Consider the following 20,231-nt stretch of genomic DNA (forward strand, 5'->3'; position numbering starts at 1 on the left):
GCCTCATGACGAAGTCCGAACTGGTTGAATTGATTGCCTCAAAACAGACGCAGCTTTCCGTCAAGGACGTGGAGCTGGCGGTGAAAACCATCATTGAGCATATGTCCCATGCTCTCTCTGATGGGCAGCGTATTGAGATCCGGGGATTCGGAAGCTTTTCCCTGCACCACCGCGAGGCCCGGGTTGGGAGAAACCCCAAGACCGGAGATGCTGTGCAGCTACCCGCCAAATTCGTTCCCCATTTCAAGCCCGGCAAGGAGTTGCGGGAGCAGGTCAACGACAGCATGAAGAAGGGCTTCTGATCGCCGCTTTTTCAGAACGCCGTATCATCGGGTGTGTCAGCCCCATCTGGAGCAGGTAAGACATGGCAGGGTTGCGGAAGATTCTCATCACGGTACTGGTACTGGTTCTGGTGCTCCTGGCACTGGTTTTTTCAATGAATAACCAGATGGCCGTATCGCTTAACTTCCTGTTGTTTGAGACGCCGCCTCACGGTGTCGCTGTCTGGGTGATCATGGCTTTTGTGCTGGGCGCACTGATCGGTGTGCTGATGACACTGCTGGCCACTTTCCGTACCTCGGTTTCCCGTCGACAGCTGAAAAAGAGACTCGATCGGGCTGAACAGGCGTTGGAGAAATCCAGGGCGCAGAACGACCAGGCACTCTAATGGATATGGTTTTGCAGTGGCTGCTGCTGACAGTGGCGGTCGCCATCGGCTGGGCAGTTGGTCGGTACGGTTCCCGCTCCCGGCGTTCGTCCGGCAATATCGCGGATGAGGACTCGGTTCGCGATCGTCTTCAGTTTCTCTTCACCAATTATTCCGACGAAGCCGTTGAAAACTTTGTTCAGTCCCTGGCGGTGAACAAGGATACGGTCAGTCTGCACCTTTCCATTGGCACCCATTTCCGCAATAAGGGTGAAACCGATCGGGCTATCCTGATTCATCAGAATCTGCTCGCGCGCCCTGAGCTGCCGGCACGCTATACGCCGCAGGTCACTCTGGAGCTGGCCACCGATTACCTCAATGCCGGGCTGCTCGATCGTGCGGAGTCCCTGTTGCACCAACTGATGGGGGACCGTGAATACGGGCGTAATGCCTCAGGGATACTGATAGAGCTTTACCAGCAGGAACGGGAATGGGACAAAGCGGCTCAGGTGGCCCGAACCCTGACCCGGGGTGAAGCAGATCCGGCGATGTTCAAGACGCTGTCCTACATTACCTGCGAGTTGTCGGAGGCAGCCCTGAACCGGGATGATCGCTGGGCTGCACAGAAGCTGGCGAAAGAGGCGCTGGAATACGATCGTTCCTGTGTCCGGGCGACCTTCCTTCTGATGAAACTGCAGTTTCGCGCCGGTAACTATCGTGAGGCTGGCAACCAGAGCCTCAAGGTGTTTACCCAGAACCCGGAATTCGGCCCGGAGGCGGTCGACCGGTTGATGCGGATCGAAAGGGAACACGGCGACGTTGGCCGTTTGGTGCGCAAGCTGCGCAAACTGTATCAGCAATACCCCAGTACCAGCCTGTTGCTGGCGCTGGTAGAATCCGTCGAGCGTGCCAGTGGCCGCCCGGCGGCGATTGATCTTCTTCGCCAGGAGCTTGAGATCCGGCCGTCAGTACGTGGGCTGTTGCGCCTGGTGGAAATGGCCGGCTACGAAAAGGGCATGACCACGGATGAAGGGCGGCTGGTCAGTCGTATCGGGCATCTGATACTGGCCAACCGGCCGATTTATCGCTGTGTCAGTTGTGGTTTTGCCGGTCAGCAGTTGCACTGGCTCTGCCCGAGCTGCAAGCAGTGGGAGACCATCCGCCCCATACAGGGCGTTGAAGCTGAATAACCCCCTACATCCAACCATCCGGAAGACGAACGTGCACAATCCTGCAGACCCCAAAATTATTGTCGCCCTGGATTTCCCTGCCCAGGATCCCGCACTGGCACTGGCCGATCAGCTTGATCCGGCTAAATGCCGACTCAAGGTGGGCAAGGAGCTGTTTACCCGCTCCGGGCCGGCGTTGGTCAGGGCGCTTCAGGACAGGGGCTTCGATGTTTTCCTGGATCTGAAATTCCACGACATTCCCAACACGGCCTCTGCGGCGGTGGAGGCGGCAGCCGATCTGGGCGTATGGATGGTCAATGTCCATGCTTCGGGTGGAGAGAAGATGATGCAGGCCTGCCGTGACCGCCTGGAAGCGTTCGGTAAGGACCGGCCGCTGCTGATCGCTGTTACTGTCCTCACCAGTATGTCAGCGGACGACCTCGCCGGTATCGGTATTACCGATGCTCCGGAGGTTCAGGTTGCCCGTCTGGCCACGCTGACCCGCAACAGTGGCCTGGATGGCGTGGTCTGCTCGGCCCAGGAAGCGCCGCGACTGAAGGCCGAGCAGGGCAGCGACTTCCAGCTTGTCACTCCCGGCATTCGCCCTGTCTCCGCCGACCGTGGGGACCAGCATCGGATCATGACGCCGACCGACGCCCTGAAAGCGGGATCAGACTATCTCGTTATCGGGCGTCCGATTACCCAGGCGGACGACCCGCTGGCCGCCCTGGCGTCGATTCACGCCGAGGTGGTTTCGGTCTGAGGATGCCCGGTCCCAGCCTGTTTGAATTGGGGTAAGCCTAGTCGCCTGGCCCCTCCCAAAAAACGCTCCTTTCGGCACGTCCCTGTGACGCTTCGGCTCCTCCATCCCTGGCTCCGCAGATTTTTGTGAGGGGCCAGGCGACTAGGCTGCCCGGCTTACGGGGAGATCCGCCTTGAGTAGCGTTTCCTGCATAGTACGAAAGGCGTGATGGGGAAGCGTTGCCAAAAATTTCGAAGGCCATGGATGGCCTGAGAGAAGCGCACATGGATGTGCTCGTAGCGGTTTTTGGCAACGCTTGCCCATCGCGCCAATCCGCTTAAGTCTCAGGCTGGGGGTGAGAGGGACCAAACAAAAAAGCCCGCTAATTCTGGGAATTAGCGGGCTTTCGGAATAGTGGCTCCCCGAGCTGGGCTCGAACCAGCGACAAACGGATTAACAGTCCGTTGCTCTACCAACTGAGCTATCGGGGAACAGCGTCGTGTGACGAGGCGCGTATATTAAGTTGGCGTTACGGCCCCGTCAACCCCTGGTGGCAATTTTATCCGAGCACCTTCTGCAGACGCTCAATGGCCTTTTCCAGGTTCTCCATGCTGGTGGCAAAACTCAGGCGCATGTGGCCCGGACAGCCAAAGGCAGAGCCCGGAACCAGGGCCACGCCGGCGTCTGTCAGCAGCTTCTCGGCAAACTCCACATCGGTGCTGACACTGCTGTCCGCATCGATAGCCCCCTGGAAGCTGGGGAATACGTAGAAGGTGCCGTCACCGTTCGGACACTCCACGCCCGGCAGCTTGTTCAGGGCGTCCACGAGCCAGTCATGGCGCTCCTTGAAGGCCGTAACCATCTCGCCCACGCAGGCCTGATCACCCTCCAGGGCGGCTGTGGCGGCTGCCTGGGAGATAGAGCAGGGGTTGGAGGTGCTCTGGGACTGGATTTTCTTCATCGCCCCGATAATCTTCGCCGGCCCTGCGGCATAGCCGATACGCCAGCCGGTCATGCTGTAGGCCTTTGATACACCGTTCAGCACGAAGGTGCGCTCGTACAGCTCCGGGCAGGCGTTGACGATGTTGCAGAACGGCTTGCCGGTCCACAGGATCGGCTCGTACATGTCGTCGGTAGCGATCATGATGTCCGGGTACTTTTTCAGTACCTCACCCAGTGCCTGCAGCTCCTCCAGGGAATAGGCCATGCCACTGGGGTTGGACGGGCTGTTGATCACAAACAGCCGGGTGCGGTCGGTGATCGCCTCTTCCAGCTGTTCCGGGGTGATCTTGAAGCGGGTGTCGACGGTGGTTTCGATGATCACCGGCTTGCCTTCCGCCACCAGCACCATGTCCGGATAGGAAACCCAGTAGGGCGCCGGAATGATGGCCTCGTCACCGGCATTCAGTGTCGCCAGGGCGAGGTTGAAAAAGCTCTGTTTGCCACCACTGGATACCAGTATCTGGTTAGCTTCGTATTCCAGGCCGTTGTCCCGTTTGAACTTCGAGATAATCGCTTTCTTGAGCGCGGGCGTACCATCAACGGCGGTGTACTTGGTCTGGCCATTCTGGATGGCTTCGATAGCCGCCTTCTTGATGTGTTCCGGGGTGTCGAAGTCTGGCTCCCCTGCGCCCAGGCCGATAATGTCCTGACCGGCGGCGCGGAGTTCAGCTGCCTTGTTGGTGACAGCGAGAGTGGGGGAGGGCTTGATCGCCTGTACTCGGCTGGAAAGTTGAAGATCCAAACTAGAGCTCCTTAAAGCTGCTTCCTGTTAGGTACGACGCCAGGGGCCGCGATTCTGGCTGCTTTTTTACCCAGTCGTCGATGCGTTCGATGTTATCATGAAGCGGCCTGAACACTAAATTTCTTCAGGTCCGGACACAAACCGTGCCCGTGACTGCTGTACCGGAGGTAGATTGCCCACCATGGCCACTAGTGTATCCAGCGGGGAGAAAGGGTATTTTCAGGTCAACTCCCCATATGAGCCAGCGGGTGACCAGCCCAAAGCCATTGATCAACTGGTGGACGGTATCCATTCCGGGCTGGCGCACCAGGCGCTGCTGGGGGTGACCGGTTCCGGCAAGACCTTCACCATGGCCAATGTGGTCCAGGAGGTTCAGCGCCCGACCATCATCATGGCGCACAACAAGACCCTGGCAGCGCAGCTTTACGGTGAGTTCAAGGAGTTCTTCCCGGACAACGCCGTCGAGTATTTCGTGTCCTACTACGATTACTATCAGCCCGAAGCCTATGTGCCGTCGTCCGACACCTTCATTGAGAAGGATGCCTCGATCAACGAACACATTGAACAGATGCGCCTGTCCGCCACCAAGGCCCTGCTGGAGCGGCCGGATGCCATCATCGTTGCGACCGTTTCCTCGATCTACGGCCTGGGGGATCCGCAGTCCTACCTGAAAATGATGCTGCATCTGGATCGCGGCGATGAGGTGGACCAGCGCTCGATACTGCGGCGCCTGGCGGAGCTCCAGTACACCCGTAATGACCTGGAATTTCACCGGGCCAACTACCGGGTTCGCGGCGATGTGATCGATGTCTTCCCTGCGGAATCCGAAAAAGAGGCCATTCGCATCGAACTGTTTGATGATGAAGTGGAGAACCTCAGCTATTTCGACCCGCTGACCGGGGAGGTGCTGCGCCGGGTGCCCCGGGTGACCATCTATCCGAAATCCCACTATGTCACGCCCCGTGAAACGGTGCTGAATGCGGTGGAGCATATCAAGGTAGAGCTGGACGAGCGTCTCAAACAGCTACGGGACAACAACCGGTTGGTGGAAGCCCAGCGGCTGGAAGAACGGACCCGGTATGACATCGAAATGATGCTGGAACTGGGTTACTGCAACGGGGTTGAGAACTACTCCCGCTACCTGTCCGGCCGGCAGCCAGGGGAGGCGCCGCCCACCCTGTTTGACTACCTGCCACCGAATGCCCTGCTGATTGTTGATGAATCCCACGTGACCATTCCCCAGATCGGGGCCATGTACAAGGGCGACCGCTCACGCAAGGAAACCCTGGTGGAATACGGCTTCCGGCTGCCCTCGGCACTGGATAACCGGCCCATGCGGTTCGAAGAATGGGAGCGCATAGCGCCCCAGATGATCTTTGTCTCCGCCACGCCAGGCCCCTACGAGGCGGAACACGCCGGTCAGGTGGTGGAGCAGGTGGTCCGGCCCACGGGCCTGGTGGACCCCGAGATAGAGGTACGGCCGGCCTCCACCCAGGTGGACGACCTGCTGTCCGAGATCCGGGAGCGGGTGGCAGTGCAGGAACGGGTGCTGGTAACCACCCTGACCAAGCGCATGGCCGAGGACCTGACCGACTTTCTCATGGAGCACGATATCCGCGTGAGGTATCTGCACTCGGACATCGACACGGTGGAACGGGTCGAAATCATCCGGGATCTTCGCCGGGGTGAGTTTGACGTGCTGGTCGGGATCAACCTGCTGCGGGAAGGTCTGGACATGCCGGAAGTATCCTTGGTGGCCATCCTCGATTCCGACAAGGAAGGTTTCCTGCGCAGTGAGCGCTCATTTATTCAGACCATTGGCCGCGCTGCCCGGAACGTACGCGGTAAAGCCATCCTGTACGGCGACAAGATCACCGGTTCCATGCAGCGAGCCATTGATGAGACGGAGCGCCGCCGGGCCAAGCAGATTGCCCATAACGAAGCCCATGGCATTACGCCCCAGGCCCTGAACAAGAAAGTGTCGGATATCATGGAAGGTGCGCCGGGCGGTGGAGGCACCCGGGGCCGGCGCCGGTCCGAACGGCCGGGCGAGAAAGCGGCGGAAGAAGCGGAAACCTACATGGCCAAGGCCGGGAACCGCTCCCCGGAAGAAGTCCTCAAGGACGTGGCGAAGCTGGAAGACGAGATGTACAAGGCTGCTGCAGACCTGGACTTCGAGACCGCTGCCCGCCTGCGGGATCAGGTGGCCGAGCTCAAGGAAGCCGCTATCCGTACCGGCTGATCAGCTTCGCCGGGGGCCGACAATCACCGTGGCCTGCAGAGGCTGGTTGCGGCCATAGCGCGACATTTTCTCGAAGATCCGCCGGTCAATAGGCAGGTATTGTTTGTCGGCGACGGTTTCCCCGTCGTCGGTGTCGATGTCCGGATCGTGCAGATAGACAAAATGCTGATCCATCGCGCACACGGTCACCCAGTGGGGCACCCGGCTGCGGTTCAGTTGCCAGGTGCTGATCAGGATGACCGGAATCCGGCCCTGGAGCAGGGCGTCCTCCATATCCTGCAGGGACAACGGCTCGTGGTGAATGCCGATGCCTGTCTGCCCGATGTCCTGAAGGAAGCCCTGATGAACCAGTGACAGGACCCGCTTCTTGTCCTGGCTGCGTACCGTCTCCAGAAACAGCGGACCCTCGTGGCTCACCCACAGACTGGCCTCGAATCCCCGCCGCCAGGCGGCCAGGGCCAGACCGTGTGGGCCGCAGCCGCCGTGGCCAGCCAGCATGAAAATGGTGGTGGCCTCGCGCCAGATCTGCAGTTCTTCGAGTGTGGTCAGCGGCTGTTGCTCGTTCAGGGCCGCCATGGCCATGATCAGAGCGGCCGGGCCACAGGTGAACTCGGTTGTCTGGGGATAATAGGGGACCGGCAGGAATTCACGGCGTGGCTCGTAAAACAGGATCCGGCGCTCGAAGCGCAGGGCGTTGCCGTGATCCTCATAATAGTCCCGGTAGGTGCCGAACTGCCGGTATCCCAGGCGCTGATACAGGGCAATGGCGGGAGCGTTGTCCTCCCGGACCTCCAGTCGCATAACGATGCGATCTGCCGCCACGGCTTCCTGCTCCGCCTCCTGCACCAGCCGTTCTCCCAGGCCCTGCCCCCGCACCTGCGGATCAACCGCGAGCGAGTAGATTCTGGCCAGGCGGGTCGCGGCATTCATCAGGATCAGGCAATACCCCACCAGTTGTCCGGCCTGGTCAGCCACCATCAGCCGGTCCCTGGGCATTTCCAGGAAACGCCGGAAGCTCCGGCGGGAGATCCGGTCATCCCGGAAGCACCGGTTTTCCAGTTTCAGTAGTGCGTCCAGGTCTTCAGTCCTGGCGTGGCGGATGGTGATTTCAGTCATGTTAGGGGAGACCTGTGGGTGGCCAGTCGGCGGATGTTGCCGTGGGGGTATTATGGTTGAGGTCGGCGGATGTCGGCTAGCTGCCGGGCGTGCGTAAAAGCACGCATTGGCCGGTGATTGTGCGGTTCCCCGGGCTGTCGTATTGTTGCGCCAATCAGGCGGGCCACTCAGCCCCGCTTTTTCGGCAGGGAGGACGCCGATCATGTCACGCTTACTGCTTGTTGTTGACCGGGCCCGGGACTGGGCACCCTATTATCCCAGTGAAGATGTTCTGACCTTTGATCAGTACCTGAATTTCTCGCCGCCCCCGGGTCGGCGGGTCCGGGTGATCAATCTGTGCCAGAGTGCCCGCTATCTGAGCCGGGGCTACTACTGTTCCCTGCTGGCTGAAGCGCGCGGCCACCACGTCGTGCCTTCCGTTATGACCCTGAACGATCTCAGCCGCAAGGGGCTGTTCTCGCTGGAACTGGAGGAACTGGATCAAAGCGTGACCGAATGGCTGGATCAGGCGTCAGCGGCGGAGGGTTCCCGTGAAATCCGCGTGCGGACCTGTTTTGGCCAGGCGGCACAGCAGGCACTCAAGCCGGTTGCCCGGATCCTGTTTGAACGATTTCCATGTCCGGTTCTGGAAGTGGTGTTCCGGTACAGGCGCAAGTGGCAGATTGACTCCATGAAGCCGGCGGCACCGTCCGATCTGGAGGAAAGCGAGCAGGATCTGTTTGCCTCGGCGCTGGACCATTTCAGCAGCATGATCTGGCGCAAGCCCCGGACCCGCCGGCGTTACCGTTACGATCTGGCGATGCTGGTGAACCCGGAGGAAACCCTGCCACCAAGTGATGAGGCAGCCCTGAAACGGTTTGAGCGGGCCGGGCGCAAGCTTGGCATTAACGTGGAGCGGGTTCAGCGCCGGGATTACATGCGCCTGCCGGAATACGATGCGCTGTTTATCCGGGAAACCACGGCCATTGATCACCACACCTACCGGTTTGCCCGAAAAGCCGAAGCGGAGGGTATGGTGGTTATCGACGATCCCGTGTCCATTCTGCGCTGCACCAACAAGGTGTTTCTGGCCGACCTGCTGAAAACCAACAAGGTACCCACGCCCGGTACCCTGATTCTCTCCAGGGACGAAAAGGACGCGCACCTTCGGGTCATCCGGGAACTGGGGCTGCCGGTGGTGATCAAGATCCCGGACGGGGCGTTTTCCCGGGGCGTCATCAAGGCCCGGGATGAAAAAGAGCTCAAGGATGGCCTGAAAGACCTGTTCCGGCAATCCGCCCTGATTCTGGCCCAAGAGTATTTCTACACGGATTACGACTGGCGCATCGGAGTGCTCGGCGGGCGCGCCATCTATGCCTGCAAGTACATGATGGTCAAAGGGCACTGGCAGATCTACCAGCATGGCGGCGCATCGGTCCAAAGCGGTGACTTTGAGACCCTGCCGACATACGAGGTCCCGCGGGCGGTGATCCAGGCAGCACTGAATGCCACCCGTCTGATCGGCAATGGCCTGTATGGTGTGGACATCAAACAGTCCGGTAACCGGGTGGCGGTCATCGAGGTCAACGACAACCCGAGCATTGATTCCGGTGTTGAGGACCGCTTCCTCGGTGGTGAACTCTACACACTGGTGATGCAGGAGTTTCTGTCACGGATGGAGGCCGTTCGCCGGCGCTGACCGCCGTCGGCGGTGTTACCCGGTTGCCTGCCAGACCCGTACGCTACCGAACCAGGGATAATCCGACAGGGCAGTGCGCACCTGGGTTGTGGTGAGCGGGCTCTGCTCCGGGTCGTCCAGGAAGATCTCAATGTGGATGCGGTTTTTCAGGTAATGCAGGCGCAGACGGTTGTGGGCGGGAAAACTGCCCAGCTGTGTTGCCAGGATGCTGCGGATTTCCTCTCTTGATGGCAGGTGGGGTTGGGTGACATGGGGTGACTGTTCGTCGTTTTCGGCGTCGATGTGAAAGTTGATATCCCGAATGTTGTCCAGAGCCCCCCGCATACCGGTGACCACTTTCATGCCGATCTGATGGCCCTCGGATACGCTGATTTCCGGCCTCACCACGAGGTGGACATCCAGGAGGATGTCATGGCCCATTCGCCGGCTGCGGAGTTCATGGACATTGCGCACGCCGTCGGTATCAAGGGCAATGGCCCGGAGGGTTTCGGTATCTTCCTCTGACAGGCCGGTGTCGACCAGTTCCTTGACGCTGTCCCAGGTAAATTTCCAGCCAATGTGGATGATGATGGCTGCGATGACCACGGCGGCCACAACATCCAGCCAGACATACCCGAGCATGGCGCCAATGGTTGAAACCAGCACCACAACAGAAGAGAAGGCATCCGTTCTGCTGTGCCAGGCGTTGGCGATGATCAGGTCCGAACGGATGCGCAGTCCGACACGGCGGGTGTAGCGGTATATCCATTCCTTGCTGGCAACGGACACGCCTGCTGCTACCAGGACGGGCCAGCCGGGTACGGCAAGGGCGCCGCCGGCCCACAACCGGAGAATGTTCTCCCAGGCCAGTGCGGCGCCGACGGCAATCAGGATGCTGCCCAGGAGCAGAGTGCCCAGGGTTTCAATGCGCTGGTGGCCATAGGGGTGGTCAGCATCCGGTTCTTTCCGGGACAGGTGCATGACAGCCAGGACCACCCAATCCGACGCCACATCGGTGAATGAGTGGATACCGTCAACCAGAAGCGCCTGGGAGTTGAACAACGCGCCACCAACAACCTTGATCAGACCCAGTACGGCATCGAGGATCATGCCGATAACCGTCACCTTGGAGGCTGCTTTTCGCTCCGCTTTATGATCCCGGTCAGGTTGTTGATGATCGTTTTCCGGTTGCGCCATGGCTTTGCGTTCTCCTGGGGGATGACCGGAGCATTATAGCTTCCGGATCCGTTTTCGCAGGCAATTTAATCGCATTGCGCTGGTTTATTTATGCACATGATGACGGATTGGTTACCCGTTATCACTTTTCCCTGATCTGCGTCAAACCCGTCTATTGACTCTATAACTTGCTGAAAAATATAAAGAAAATAACTGATCAAAAAATGATCAATTTGTAGGCTGGCGCGTTTATCAAGGGGTCAGGGCATTTGCCCATGAATTTTCAACAGGGTTATCCACAGATTTCGTGGAAAAGCGCCGGGAGCCTTGTAAACAAGGGGGTTCAAGTGGAATGTCCGGAAGAGGAAGATGGTGTGAACAACTTCCGGTATACTTCCGCCACCCTCGACAAGGAGTATTCTGATGTACGGTTTTCTTCGCAGCCTGCTTTTCCGGTTGCCCCCGGAAAGGGCTCACGATCTGGCCCTGAACAGTCTCGATATGGCTTACCGGCTGGGTGCCCTGAAACTGCTGGCCGGGCAGCCGGAGCCGTGCCCTGTCCGCGTCATGGGACTGGATTTTCCGAATCCGGTCGGGCTGGCTGCCGGCCTCGATAAAAACGCGGATCATCTGGATGCCCTGGGTGGTCTGGGATTTGGCTTCGTCGAGGTGGGAACCGTCACACCCAGGGCCCAGCCGGGTAACCCTCAGCCCCGGATGTTCCGACTGCCGGAACATCAGGCGATTATCAATCGTATGGGCTTCAATAACGAGGGGCTGGATCATCTGATTGCCAACGTTCAGCAGCGACGCTTTCGTGGCATCCTGGGCATTAACGTCGGCAAGAACAAGGACACCCCCAACGATGAGTCCGAACGGGATTATCGGTGCGGGATTGCGGCTGTTTACCCGCACGCCGATTACATCACGGTCAACGTCTCCTCTCCCAACACCCCGGGGCTCAGGGATCTGCAGTTCGGTGACTCCCTGAAGGCGCTTCTGGCGTCCATCAAGGATGAACAGCAACAATGCCATCAGAGGCTGGGGCGTTATGTGCCCGTTGCCGTGAAGATTGCGCCGGATATGGACGACGAGGGTATCCGCTTTGTCGCCCGGGCCCTGCTTGAGAGCGGGCTGGACGGGGTGATTGCGACCAACACCACCATCAGTCGGGAGCGGGTGCGGGGCCACCAGCATGAGCATGAGACGGGAGGCCTGAGTGGTGCACCGGTCCGGGAGGCTTCGGTGCGGGTGATCGAAGGCCTGTACGCGGAACTGGGTGAGCGTCTTCCGATCATTGGCGTGGGTGGCATTACCGATGGTGAGAGCGCCGCTGAAAAGGTCAGGGCAGGGGCAAAGCTCGTGCAGATCTATACCGGTTTTATATACCGCGGTCCGGGTCTGATCACAGAAGCGGTCGAGGCTATCAGGCAGGAGTGGCGCCGAAACGGCTGAATAAAAATGGGCCCGCTGAGCGGGCCCTTGCGGGGAACGAACCCCGTGGCGCTTTCACGCATGGTACGGGGCGGGAGGCCCCGTTCTGGTTTATTGGTTACTGCGTCAAATTGTCATCAATCTGGAAAAAACAGAGTAAGGTTCAAACGGAGACCAACGTGCTGCTCAGGTGGCAGTGACGTTGGCAAGCTTGTGGATGCCGGAAACGCCGGTCATGCCCTCCCAGTTATCTTGACGTCCTTCCCGCCAGCCGCTTAGCCATTCCTGGCGAACTTCGGGCTGATCAATCGGGCAGCTGTCTTTGGATTTTCCGGACACGCCAGCGAGGTAACCCCGCTTGAACGCACGAGCGTATACATCTCTTTTCTGTCTTTTCATGCCGTTCCTCACTAATGGATTAACAGAACATGCGCATACACTTGCAAAGGCCTTGGCAAGGGCTTACTCATTCCGGTACAACCCTATTGCCTACTCGGGCCAGAGCCGTCAGGATCCTGTTAACGAACGCCCTTTCTGGGGCGTCCGGAACGACGCGTCAGTTACAAGGTAAGACGATATTCTGGCCGATGTACACTATTTATTTCATCTATGTGACGCTTCTCTTATCGTTGCATGACATAAAAACGCCACGGCCAAAAAAATAATGTCCCTCATTCCGGAGACTTAACCGGTAGCGACAAAAACCTCAGGAGTCTAAGTTGTCCAAGCATGTCTTTTTCGTAACCTGCCCCAAGGGTGTGGAGTATCTTCTGGTGGATGAGCTGGCCGGATTCGGGCTGGTGCACCTGCGCAATGCTCCCGCCGGTGCCTGGGTGGAGGGCGAACTGGCCGCCGGGTATCGTGCCTGTCTGTGGTCACGGCTGGCCAATCGGGTGATTCTCCAGGTTGCCGATACCGGCGCCCGCAATGCGGATGAACTCTATGACGGCGTGGTTGCCCTGGACTGGCGCGAGCACATACCGGCCAAAGGCAGCTTCCGGGTGACATTCCTCGGTCAGAACGAAGCCATCCGCAATACCCAGTTCGGTGCCCAGAAAGTGAAGGATGGCATAGTCGACAGCATCCGGGGCGCGGGACATCCACGGCCGCGGGTCGAACCCAAACAGGCGGATGTCACGGTGTCGGCGCGCCTGAACCGGGGCCGTCTGTCGCTGGGGATCGATCTCAGTGGGCCGAGCCTGCATATGCGTGGCTACCGAACGGATAAAGGCATAGCGCCGCTCAAGGAAAACCTCGCTGCCGCATTGCTCATGCGCGCCGGCTGGCCGACCATTTACGCGGACGGCGGCGACCTGGTGGACCCCATGTGCGGCTCGGGAACCCTTCTGATTGAAGCGGCCATGATGGCACTGGACATGGCTCCTGGCCGGCGGCGGGAAAACTTCGGGTTTGAACACTGGCCCGGCCACCAGCCGGAACTCTGGCTTGAACTCAAGCAGGAAGCGGAACGCCGCGCCTATGAGGGAAAACAGCGCCGTCTGCCGGTCATCGCCGGATACGATCAGGATCCCCGGGTGATCGCCACCGCCTGGAAAAACATCCAGCGGGCGGGACTGGAAGGTCTTGTGCATGCGGAGGCCAGGCCCGTAGCCGATCTTGAGAAACTTGCGTCCATGGCTGAAAACGGCCTGGTGCTGACCAACCCACCTTACGGCGAGCGCCTGAATGAACGCCGTGAACTGGCTGGCCTCTACGGCGAACTGGGCCAGGCGGTGATGGCCCAGTTCCCGGGCTGGCGCCTGGGCGTTTTTACCGGTGCGCCGGAATTTGGCAAATCCCTCGGTATCCGCAGCTTCAAGCAGTACAAGCTCTTCAACGGCAAATTGCCGGCGCAGTTGCTGCTGTTCGAGGTCCGTGAGGAGAACGCGATGACCCCGCGCGACCCGGAGGCCTCGGGCCGGGTCCAGCCGGGGATCGTCAACGAGGAACGGGCGGGGATGCTGCGCAACCGCCTCCGGAAAAACCTGAAGACCCTGGGCCAGTGGGCCCGAAAGCAGAACATCGGTTGCTTCCGCCTGTACGATGCGGACATGCCGGAATACTCACTCGCCATCGATCTTTACGAGGGGCGAGTGCACGTCCAGGAATACGCGGCGCCCAAATCGGTCGATGCCAGGGCGGCCCGTGAACGGCTGGCCGAGGCGCTGGCGGTCATTCCGGAGGTGCTGGAAGTGGATCCGGCGGACCTGGTCTGTAAACAGCGCCAGCGGCAGGCCGGCACCAGTCAGTACGAAAAGCGCGAAGCCTCCGGAGACTACTTTCCGGTGCATGAACACGGATGTGTGTTGCGGGTGAACCTCCGGGACTATCTGGATACCGGTTTGTTTCTCGATCATCGCCCGGTGCGTTACTGGCTTCAGACGCATGCCGCAGGCAAGCGTTTCCTGAATCTGTTCTGCTACACGGGTGCGGCAACGGTTCACGCGGCGGTCGGTGGCGCCAGCCGCTCACTGAGCCTGGATATGTCCAATACCTATGTCGACTGGGCCCGGGAAAACCTGGCGCTTAATGGCCTGGATGCCCGCAAACACGTTGTCGAGCAGGCGGACTGCCTGAGCTGGCTGGCGGACCCGAAGACCCGCCGGCAGGTGTTTGATCTTATTTTCATGGACCCGCCCACCTTCTCGAATTCCGCCCGGATGAAAGGGGTGCTCGATATCCAGAAGGATCACGGGACCATGATTCGCCACGCCATGGAGCGTCTGGCCAGTGATGGTCTGCTGATCTTCTCGAACAACTTCCGCCGGTTCCGGCTGGATGAGGATCTGGCCGAGGAGTTTGAGGTGGAGGAGGTGACCGGCTCCACCATCGACCGGGATTTCCAGCGCAATCCCCGGATTCACCGCTGCTGGCATATCCGCCACCGGGCCTGATCCGGGGTGTTACCCCGGGCAGATCTCAGTCTTCGAGATAGCCTTCCTCCCGGGCGAGCAGCAGCAGGGCGTAAACGCCATTCTCCGGAATGTGGGGCTCAAGGCCTTCTTCGATCATGATCTGATGACGGCGATCTTCCAGATCGCCGCTGTCCAGCCCGTCAATCAGTTCGGATACGGGCGCGATCTCGAAAGGGGCCTCCTGGCGTATGGCGCTGAAGATCAGATCCACCAGCAGTTCGTCCGGGTCCATGCCGTCCACATACACCGTTTGGTCGGGCAGGTCCTCATGGAGTTCCCGGGCCAGTTCCAGTAGCGGTACGCCCTGTTCCTCCAGATACAGCAGGTCGACATCCCCGGTGTCGCCATCCTCGGGAATCCAGGCGTCCTCCGGGGTGATGACCACGGTTTTCATCCGGCCGTCAGCCAGGGACCAGGCCATGGCGGTCGGGAAAATGGCGTCGTCTGTCTGGCAGTATTCGATATCAAGGAAACGTGGGAACGACACAGGCAACTCCGGCGTTTATGAATAAGGGCAGGGCTGGGGCACGGTAGGAGCCTCGCCAGCTTCATGCCATACTGTGGGCGCCATTATCATGCAATCAGGAACATCATGGAACACACCGAATTCAATAAAGAACTGGTCAACTTTCTGAATGCCTCCACAACTCCGTGGCATGCGGTAAAACAGATGACAGACCGGCTCGACGCCGCCGGTTTCCAGGCGCTGGATGAGCGCGAAGACTGGAACCTGGAATCAGGGCAGGGGTATTACGTGGTCCGCAACGGCTCCTCCCTGGTGGCCTTCCGCACCGGTACCGGCAATGTGGCAAGGTCGGGTATCCGGATGGTGGGCGCCCACACCGACAGCCCCTGCCTGAAGGTTAAGCCCAACCCGGAGTTGCGGCGCAAGGGCTACTTCCAGTTGGGTGTCGAGGTATACGGCGGCGTGTTGCTCAACCCCTGGTTCGACCGGGATCTGTCCCTGGCCGGGCGGGTAACCGTGCTGGACGAAGAGGGCAGTGTCCGTGATGCGCTGGTGGACTTCCGTGATCCGGTGGCTTTCATCCCGAGTCTGGCAATCCATCTGGACCGGGAAGCCAACAGCAACCGGACGGTGAATGCCCAGACCGACCTGCCGCCGGTTCTGATGCAGGTGCCGGAAGACGATACCACCCGCTTTGCCGACCTGCTGGCGCAGCAGGTTACCGCCGAGCAGGGGCTGAAGGTCCGCAAGGTCCTTGGGTATGAACTCAGTTTCTACGATGCCCAGCCTGCCGCTGTCGTTGGCCTGCGTCAGGATTTCATCGCATCGGCGCGGATGGATAACCTGCTGAGCTGCTTCATCGGCCTGCAGTCCCTGCTGCACAGTTCCGGTGAGGAGCCGGCGCTGCTGGTCTGCAATGATCATGAGGAAGTGGGCAGCATGTCGGCGGAGGGTGCTCAGGGGCCGTTTCTGGAGTCCGTTCTGGATCGGTGGTGTGGTGCGGACAAGGCGAAAGCCATTGCCCACTCCATGATGATCTCTGCCGATAACGCCCATGGCATCCATCCCAATTACATGGACCGGCACGACGAGAACCACGGGCCGATTCTCAATCAGGGGCCCGTCATCAAGATCAACCACAATCAGCGTTATGCCACCAACAGCCGGTCCGCGGCCCTGTATCGCCACATCAGCGATGAGCTGGATCTGCCGCACCAGAGCTTTGTGGTGCGCAGCGACATGGGTTGTGGCAGCACCATTGGCCCGCTGACCGCCGGAACCCTGGGAGTGACCACTCTGGACATCGGTGTGCCCCAGTTCGGCATGCATTCCATCCGCGAGCTGATCGGCGCGACCGACGGCTATACCCTGTTCCGGGCGCTGGTGGCCTATCAGGACCGTCCGGCCCTGTTCTGATCAGTCGCTCATGGGGCTGAACAGCTCTGTCAGGGGCTGTGCCACGCGATCAGGGGGTAAGCCCTGGAAGTGGTCGGTCGGTGCCTGATAGCTCATGGTGGCCAGGGACAGGGATGTCTCTGGTGTGGCATGCGTCGCGAGCATCTTCCCGTCCGGTTCATTCGCCGTATCGATTGCCTCAAATTGCACCCTGGCCAGCGCCCCGGACATCAGGGTTTGGCCGTGTGCTTTTATCCAGGCTTCCTTCAGGGTCCACAAACGGTAGAAGCGGTCGGTGCGTTCCGGCTCGGGCAGCGCCGCGAGCATGCGTGCTTCCTGTGGGTGAAACCACTGGCGGGCCAGTTCAAGCAGGTTCCGGCGCGGGCGTCGGAATTCAACGTCTACGCCGCAGGGGCCGGTGTTGGTGAGCAGGAGGGCAATGACGCCGCGGCTATGGGAGAGGGAAAAATGCCAGGGGGTATTGGCCAGTTCCTGCACCCGGGGCGCTTGCTCCGGGTGCTCTTCGACGGTCCAGTCTGCCGGTTGGCGTGTGCCGGACAGGGTCAGGCTGAGGGCGGTCCGCAGCAGTAAGCGGGAGGTCAGGTATTCCCGATAGCGACGGTCGCGGTATCCGGCCAGTCGCGCTCTCTCGCTTTCGCCAAGGAGAGCGGGTGTTAAGGCGGTCTGTCCGGCGGGTGGCGTGGAGCAGAGGAACAGGCGGGTGATCAACCGGCCGCCGGCGCTATGGCTGCCGGCTGGCCGATTTTCCGGGGGCAGGCGATCAGTCGGCAAATTTGACGACATCACCCTTCAATGCAACGCCCGCCATGACGGCACCGGCATGGCACTCGTATTCGCTGCGGCTGGACATGATGTTCTTGTCGTAATAGGAGGTGATGTTGACCACAGCATCGGCCCCCTCACGAATGGCGCGGTCCTGCAGGGCAATCATGGCAGACAGGAAGACCCAGCTACAGGCTTCTTCGTCCGACTTCATGAAGGCATTGGTCTTGCGGTTGGCGACCACCCCGGGAATACGCTGGGCGACCTGGGGGTGACCTTCGTCCGCAAAGTAGAACTTGACGGAACCGTCCAGTTTTTCCTGGGCCTCCGGCAGGTTCATGGCTTCATCAATCGGCAGCAGGTGCTTGGTGTCGCGGCTCAGGGCGCTGGTGGAAAACGTAAGGGCAAACAGGGCGGCGGCAATGATTGGCAGTTTCACGTAATTGTCCTTAATGCATCCAGGTGAGTTGAATCCTTTTTGGAGGCTGCCATCATGGCTTTCTGCCTCCACACAGGCGGAAAAAGATACCATATTGTCCAATATCAAAACACTGTGTTGCGGCTACCGGGGTGGCGGGCTAAAATCCCGCCCGGCGGCTTTGATTGCCAAAAATTCATGAAATATCAGTGCCTGTTGCCAGCGTAATACGATGCCGGCGGACTGGTTCGTCCACGGAAGTTCCCTCGGTATGGAGAGTTACCGCTTAACAATCAGCGACTGGTCGGCGTTTTCGCCTGACCGCGTATCCCGTGCGGATTGGCGTCGGTGGGCCGATGGTGAATCAGCCGTTGCGGCTGATGCGCCGGCCAGGGCTGAACTGCCGTGGGTGAGCGCGATGTTGCGTCGAAGGCTCAGCCCGATGGGAAAGGCTGCGCTATGGGCCGCCGGCCAGTTACTGTCGCAAGACCGGCCCCAGCCGCTGGCTACGGTGTTTGCGTCCCGGCACGGCGAAGTTGCGCGTACGGTGAAACTGCTTCGCGATCTGGCCGACGACGCCCCCCTGTCCCCGGCCTCTTTCAGTCTGTCGGTCCACAACGCGATTGGCGGTATCCATTCGATTGCCAGCGACGTTGTCACGCCCATTACCGCCATTTCCGCTGGTCCCGATACGCTGTCGGCCGCACTGCTTGAGGCGTATACCCAGTTGTCCGTTACCGGTACCGGGGGGGAAGTGCTCGTTGTCTATTATGACGACCCGCTGCCAGCGCCCCTGGATGGCTTCGATGGCTCTTCGCCCCAGGTGCAGGCCCTGGCGATGCGGGTGAGTATCAGCGCTGACGGGATGCCCCTGTCGTTCTCGCTCACTGGTGCCGGGGATACGCTGTCTGCCGGGCCGGGGCCGGAAGCTGACTGTTTCCTCCGGTTTCTGCTTAGGGATGATCAGTCAGAGCTGACCGTGGCCGGGGACAACCGGCGCTGGCGGTGGTACAAACAGTCACAGGGCGGTGCATGAAGGCAGTTAACAGGCTCTGGCGTCAGCTCGCCACCGGTTTCTCATTTGCCGTGTTCGGGCTGGGTGGCCTGATTCTGCCTCTGTTTTTCGTACCGGCTTCCTGGCTGATTGCGGATCCGCTTCGTCGTGAGCGTTGGGTCAAGTATGTGATTCACCGGTGTTTCCGCTTCTTCACACGTATGATGGCGATGCTTGGCATTCTGACCGTGGATACCCGGAATCTCGAACGCCTGAGCCAGCCTGGCCAGTTCGTGATCGCCAATCATCCAACGCTGATCGATGTGGTGTTTCTGATTTCGTTCATGCCCCGGGCCGATTGTGTGGTGAAAAGCAGTCTGCTGAAGAATCCGTTTACCCGGGGGCCGGTCCGGGCCGCCCGCTACATTGCCAATGACGATCCCGATGAGGTGATCAAGGCGGCGGGTGACTCGTTTGCCAGGGGAAACAGTCTGATCGTGTTTCCGGAAGGGACTCGGACCACGCCGGGCGAGGACTTCACGTTGCAGAGAGGGGCTGCCAATATTGCCATCCGGACGGGACAGGACCTGCGGCCGGTGATTATTGACTGTTCGCCGCCCACGTTGACCAAGAATACGCCCTGGTACCGGGTGCCGGAACGGCGTTTTTACATGAAATTCCGGGTGGATGACCAGATCGACGTATCCCCCTTTCTGGAGGGCAAGCCCTCCACCATGTCTCGGCAACTGACCGCGACCATAAAAGACTATTTTATCAGGGAGACTGCTCAACATGACTGAGCTTCAAACCGAGCTGAAACAGCTCGTGATCGACGCACTGGAGCTTGAAGACGTGACGGTTGAGGATATTGATTCATCCGAACCACTGTTCATTGATGGCCTGGGCCTGGATTCCATTGACGCACTGGAGCTGGGGCTCGCCCTGCAAAAACGCTACGGCATCAAGCTGGCGGCGGACTCCGAGGAAACCCGCAAACATTTCGCCAGCATCAACAGTCTGGCGGAGCTGGTGGCCAGCCACCAAAACGCCTGAGGGGATATCAGACCATGACAGACACAGTAAAAAGCCAGGCCGATATCTTTGAGCACATTGCCGGCCTGCTGACCGACCTGTTCGAACTGGAGCGGGACGAGATCAAGCCGGAGTCCAATCTCTACGAAGACCTGGACATCGACAGTATTGACGCCGTTGATCTGGTGGTGGAACTCAAGCAGTGGACCGGCAAGAAGATCGAACCGGAGGCGTTCAAATCCGTACGGACCGTCCAGGACGTGGTTGAGGCGGTTGAGCCACTGCTCAAGCAGTAAGGCTGG

Annotated in this window: 20 protein-coding genes and 1 tRNA gene; 13 read left to right on the forward strand and 8 right to left on the reverse strand. The window is 59.8% G+C overall.

All coding sequences use genetic code 11. The features are described from left to right. Positions 1-5 precede the first annotated feature (5 nt). The 4 genes from HNR38_RS03520 (at position 6) to pyrF (ending at position 2,578) form a co-directional block, all read left to right on the forward strand. Positions 6-302, forward strand: a complete 297-nt coding sequence (locus HNR38_RS03520; RefSeq protein WP_183699865.1) for an integration host factor subunit beta — start codon at positions 6-8, stop codon at positions 300-302. A 62-nt stretch (positions 303-364) separates the two neighbouring features. Beyond that, positions 365-667, forward strand: a complete 303-nt coding sequence (locus HNR38_RS03525) for a LapA family protein (protein WP_183699867.1) — start codon at positions 365-367, stop codon at positions 665-667. Further along, on the forward strand, positions 667-1,836 hold the full coding sequence (gene lapB / locus HNR38_RS03530) for a lipopolysaccharide assembly protein LapB (protein WP_183699869.1): 1,170 nt from the start codon (positions 667-669) through the stop codon (positions 1,834-1,836). The genes HNR38_RS03525 and lapB overlap by 1 nt, the downstream gene beginning before the upstream one ends. A gap of 31 nt (positions 1,837-1,867) precedes the next feature. Continuing rightward, positions 1,868-2,578, forward strand: a complete 711-nt coding sequence (pyrF, locus tag HNR38_RS03535) for an orotidine-5'-phosphate decarboxylase (RefSeq protein ID WP_183699871.1) — start codon at positions 1,868-1,870, stop codon at positions 2,576-2,578. Between the two features lie 394 nt (positions 2,579-2,972). On the opposite strand, the gene HNR38_RS03540 is transcribed toward pyrF, so the two are convergent. Further along, positions 2,973-3,048, reverse strand: a tRNA-Asn gene (locus HNR38_RS03540). A 68-nt stretch (positions 3,049-3,116) separates the two neighbouring features. Next, positions 3,117-4,301, reverse strand: coding sequence for a pyridoxal phosphate-dependent aminotransferase (locus HNR38_RS03545; RefSeq protein WP_183699873.1), 1,185 nt, complete (start codon positions 4,299-4,301; stop codon positions 3,117-3,119). Positions 4,302-4,482: 181 nt separating this feature from the next. Here HNR38_RS03545 and uvrB point away from each other — a divergent pair, with 181 nt between their 5' ends. Then, positions 4,483-6,543 (forward strand): excinuclease ABC subunit UvrB, encoded by a 2,061-nt coding sequence (uvrB, locus tag HNR38_RS03550; RefSeq protein ID WP_183699875.1) that lies wholly within the window; start codon positions 4,483-4,485, stop codon positions 6,541-6,543. On the opposite strand, the gene rimI is transcribed toward uvrB, so the two are convergent. Further along, the gene (gene rimI / locus HNR38_RS03555) at positions 6,544-7,659 is read right to left on the reverse strand and encodes a ribosomal protein S18-alanine N-acetyltransferase (protein WP_183699877.1); all 1,116 of its coding nucleotides are present in this window, start codon (positions 7,657-7,659) and stop codon (positions 6,544-6,546) included. Between the two features lie 202 nt (positions 7,660-7,861). Here rimI and HNR38_RS03560 point away from each other — a divergent pair, with 202 nt between their 5' ends. Beyond that, entirely contained in the window at positions 7,862-9,337 is a 1,476-nt protein-coding gene (locus tag HNR38_RS03560; RefSeq protein ID WP_183699879.1) for a RimK family protein, read from the forward strand. A gap of 15 nt (positions 9,338-9,352) precedes the next feature. On the opposite strand, the gene HNR38_RS03565 is transcribed toward HNR38_RS03560, so the two are convergent. Beyond that, positions 9,353-10,513 (reverse strand): cation diffusion facilitator family transporter, encoded by a 1,161-nt coding sequence (locus HNR38_RS03565; protein ID WP_183699881.1) that lies wholly within the window; start codon positions 10,511-10,513, stop codon positions 9,353-9,355. A 402-nt stretch (positions 10,514-10,915) separates the two neighbouring features. Here HNR38_RS03565 and HNR38_RS03570 point away from each other — a divergent pair, with 402 nt between their 5' ends. Then, positions 10,916-11,947 carry a quinone-dependent dihydroorotate dehydrogenase gene (locus HNR38_RS03570; protein ID WP_183699883.1) on the forward strand — a complete coding sequence of 344 codons (1,032 nt, stop codon included), beginning with the start codon at positions 10,916-10,918 and terminating at the stop codon, positions 11,945-11,947. 165 nt (positions 11,948-12,112) lie between these two features. Here the strand turns inward: HNR38_RS03570 and rmf are convergent, their stop codons facing one another. Further along, a complete protein-coding gene (gene rmf / locus HNR38_RS03575; protein WP_183699885.1) occupies positions 12,113-12,325 on the reverse strand; it encodes a ribosome modulation factor in 213 nt (70 codons plus the stop codon). A gap of 320 nt (positions 12,326-12,645) precedes the next feature. On the opposite strand from rmf, the gene rlmKL reads away from it, so the two are divergent. After that, positions 12,646-14,820 (forward strand): bifunctional 23S rRNA (guanine(2069)-N(7))-methyltransferase RlmK/23S rRNA (guanine(2445)-N(2))-methyltransferase RlmL, encoded by a 2,175-nt coding sequence (gene rlmKL, locus HNR38_RS03580; RefSeq protein WP_183699887.1) that lies wholly within the window; start codon positions 12,646-12,648, stop codon positions 14,818-14,820. A 25-nt stretch (positions 14,821-14,845) separates the two neighbouring features. On the opposite strand, the gene HNR38_RS03585 is transcribed toward rlmKL, so the two are convergent. Continuing rightward, on the reverse strand, positions 14,846-15,328 hold the full coding sequence (locus HNR38_RS03585) for a hypothetical protein (protein ID WP_183699889.1): 483 nt from the start codon (positions 15,326-15,328) through the stop codon (positions 14,846-14,848). 105 nt (positions 15,329-15,433) lie between these two features. Between HNR38_RS03585 and HNR38_RS03590 the strand changes: the two genes are divergently transcribed. Further along, on the forward strand, positions 15,434-16,723 hold the full coding sequence (locus HNR38_RS03590) for a M18 family aminopeptidase (RefSeq protein ID WP_183699891.1): 1,290 nt from the start codon (positions 15,434-15,436) through the stop codon (positions 16,721-16,723). On the opposite strand, the gene HNR38_RS03595 is transcribed toward HNR38_RS03590, so the two are convergent. Beyond that, complete coding sequence (locus HNR38_RS03595) at positions 16,724-17,506, reverse strand: 4'-phosphopantetheinyl transferase family protein (protein ID WP_183699893.1); 783 nt, start codon at positions 17,504-17,506, stop codon at positions 16,724-16,726. It lies immediately after the preceding gene. After that, positions 17,484-17,924 carry an excinuclease ATPase subunit gene (locus HNR38_RS03600; RefSeq protein WP_183699895.1) on the reverse strand — a complete coding sequence of 147 codons (441 nt, stop codon included), beginning with the start codon at positions 17,922-17,924 and terminating at the stop codon, positions 17,484-17,486. Before HNR38_RS03600 ends, HNR38_RS03595 begins: the two co-directional genes overlap by 23 nt. 250 nt (positions 17,925-18,174) lie before the next feature. On the opposite strand from HNR38_RS03600, the gene HNR38_RS03605 reads away from it, so the two are divergent. From HNR38_RS03605 to HNR38_RS03620, 4 genes are read left to right on the forward strand one after another with little or no spacing between them, the layout of a single operon-like run. After that, entirely contained in the window at positions 18,175-18,939 is a 765-nt protein-coding gene (locus HNR38_RS03605) for a beta-ketoacyl synthase chain length factor (RefSeq protein ID WP_183699897.1), read from the forward strand. Then, the gene (locus HNR38_RS03610) at positions 18,936-19,697 is read left to right on the forward strand and encodes a lysophospholipid acyltransferase family protein (RefSeq protein WP_183699899.1); all 762 of its coding nucleotides are present in this window, start codon (positions 18,936-18,938) and stop codon (positions 19,695-19,697) included. The genes HNR38_RS03605 and HNR38_RS03610 overlap by 4 nt, the downstream gene beginning before the upstream one ends. After that, positions 19,690-19,950 carry a phosphopantetheine-binding protein gene (locus tag HNR38_RS03615; RefSeq protein WP_183699901.1) on the forward strand — a complete coding sequence of 87 codons (261 nt, stop codon included), beginning with the start codon at positions 19,690-19,692 and terminating at the stop codon, positions 19,948-19,950. Before HNR38_RS03610 ends, HNR38_RS03615 begins: the two co-directional genes overlap by 8 nt. A gap of 14 nt (positions 19,951-19,964) precedes the next feature. Further along, positions 19,965-20,225: an acyl carrier protein gene (locus HNR38_RS03620; protein ID WP_183699903.1), complete on the forward strand. Its 261-nt coding sequence runs from the start codon at positions 19,965-19,967 to the stop codon at positions 20,223-20,225. The last annotated feature ends 6 nt before the right edge of the window (positions 20,226-20,231 follow it).

It is taken from the genome of Marinobacter oulmenensis (genome assembly GCF_014201735.1).
In the GTDB taxonomy this organism is placed as follows: Bacteria; Pseudomonadota; Gammaproteobacteria; order Pseudomonadales; family Oleiphilaceae; genus Marinobacter; species Marinobacter oulmenensis.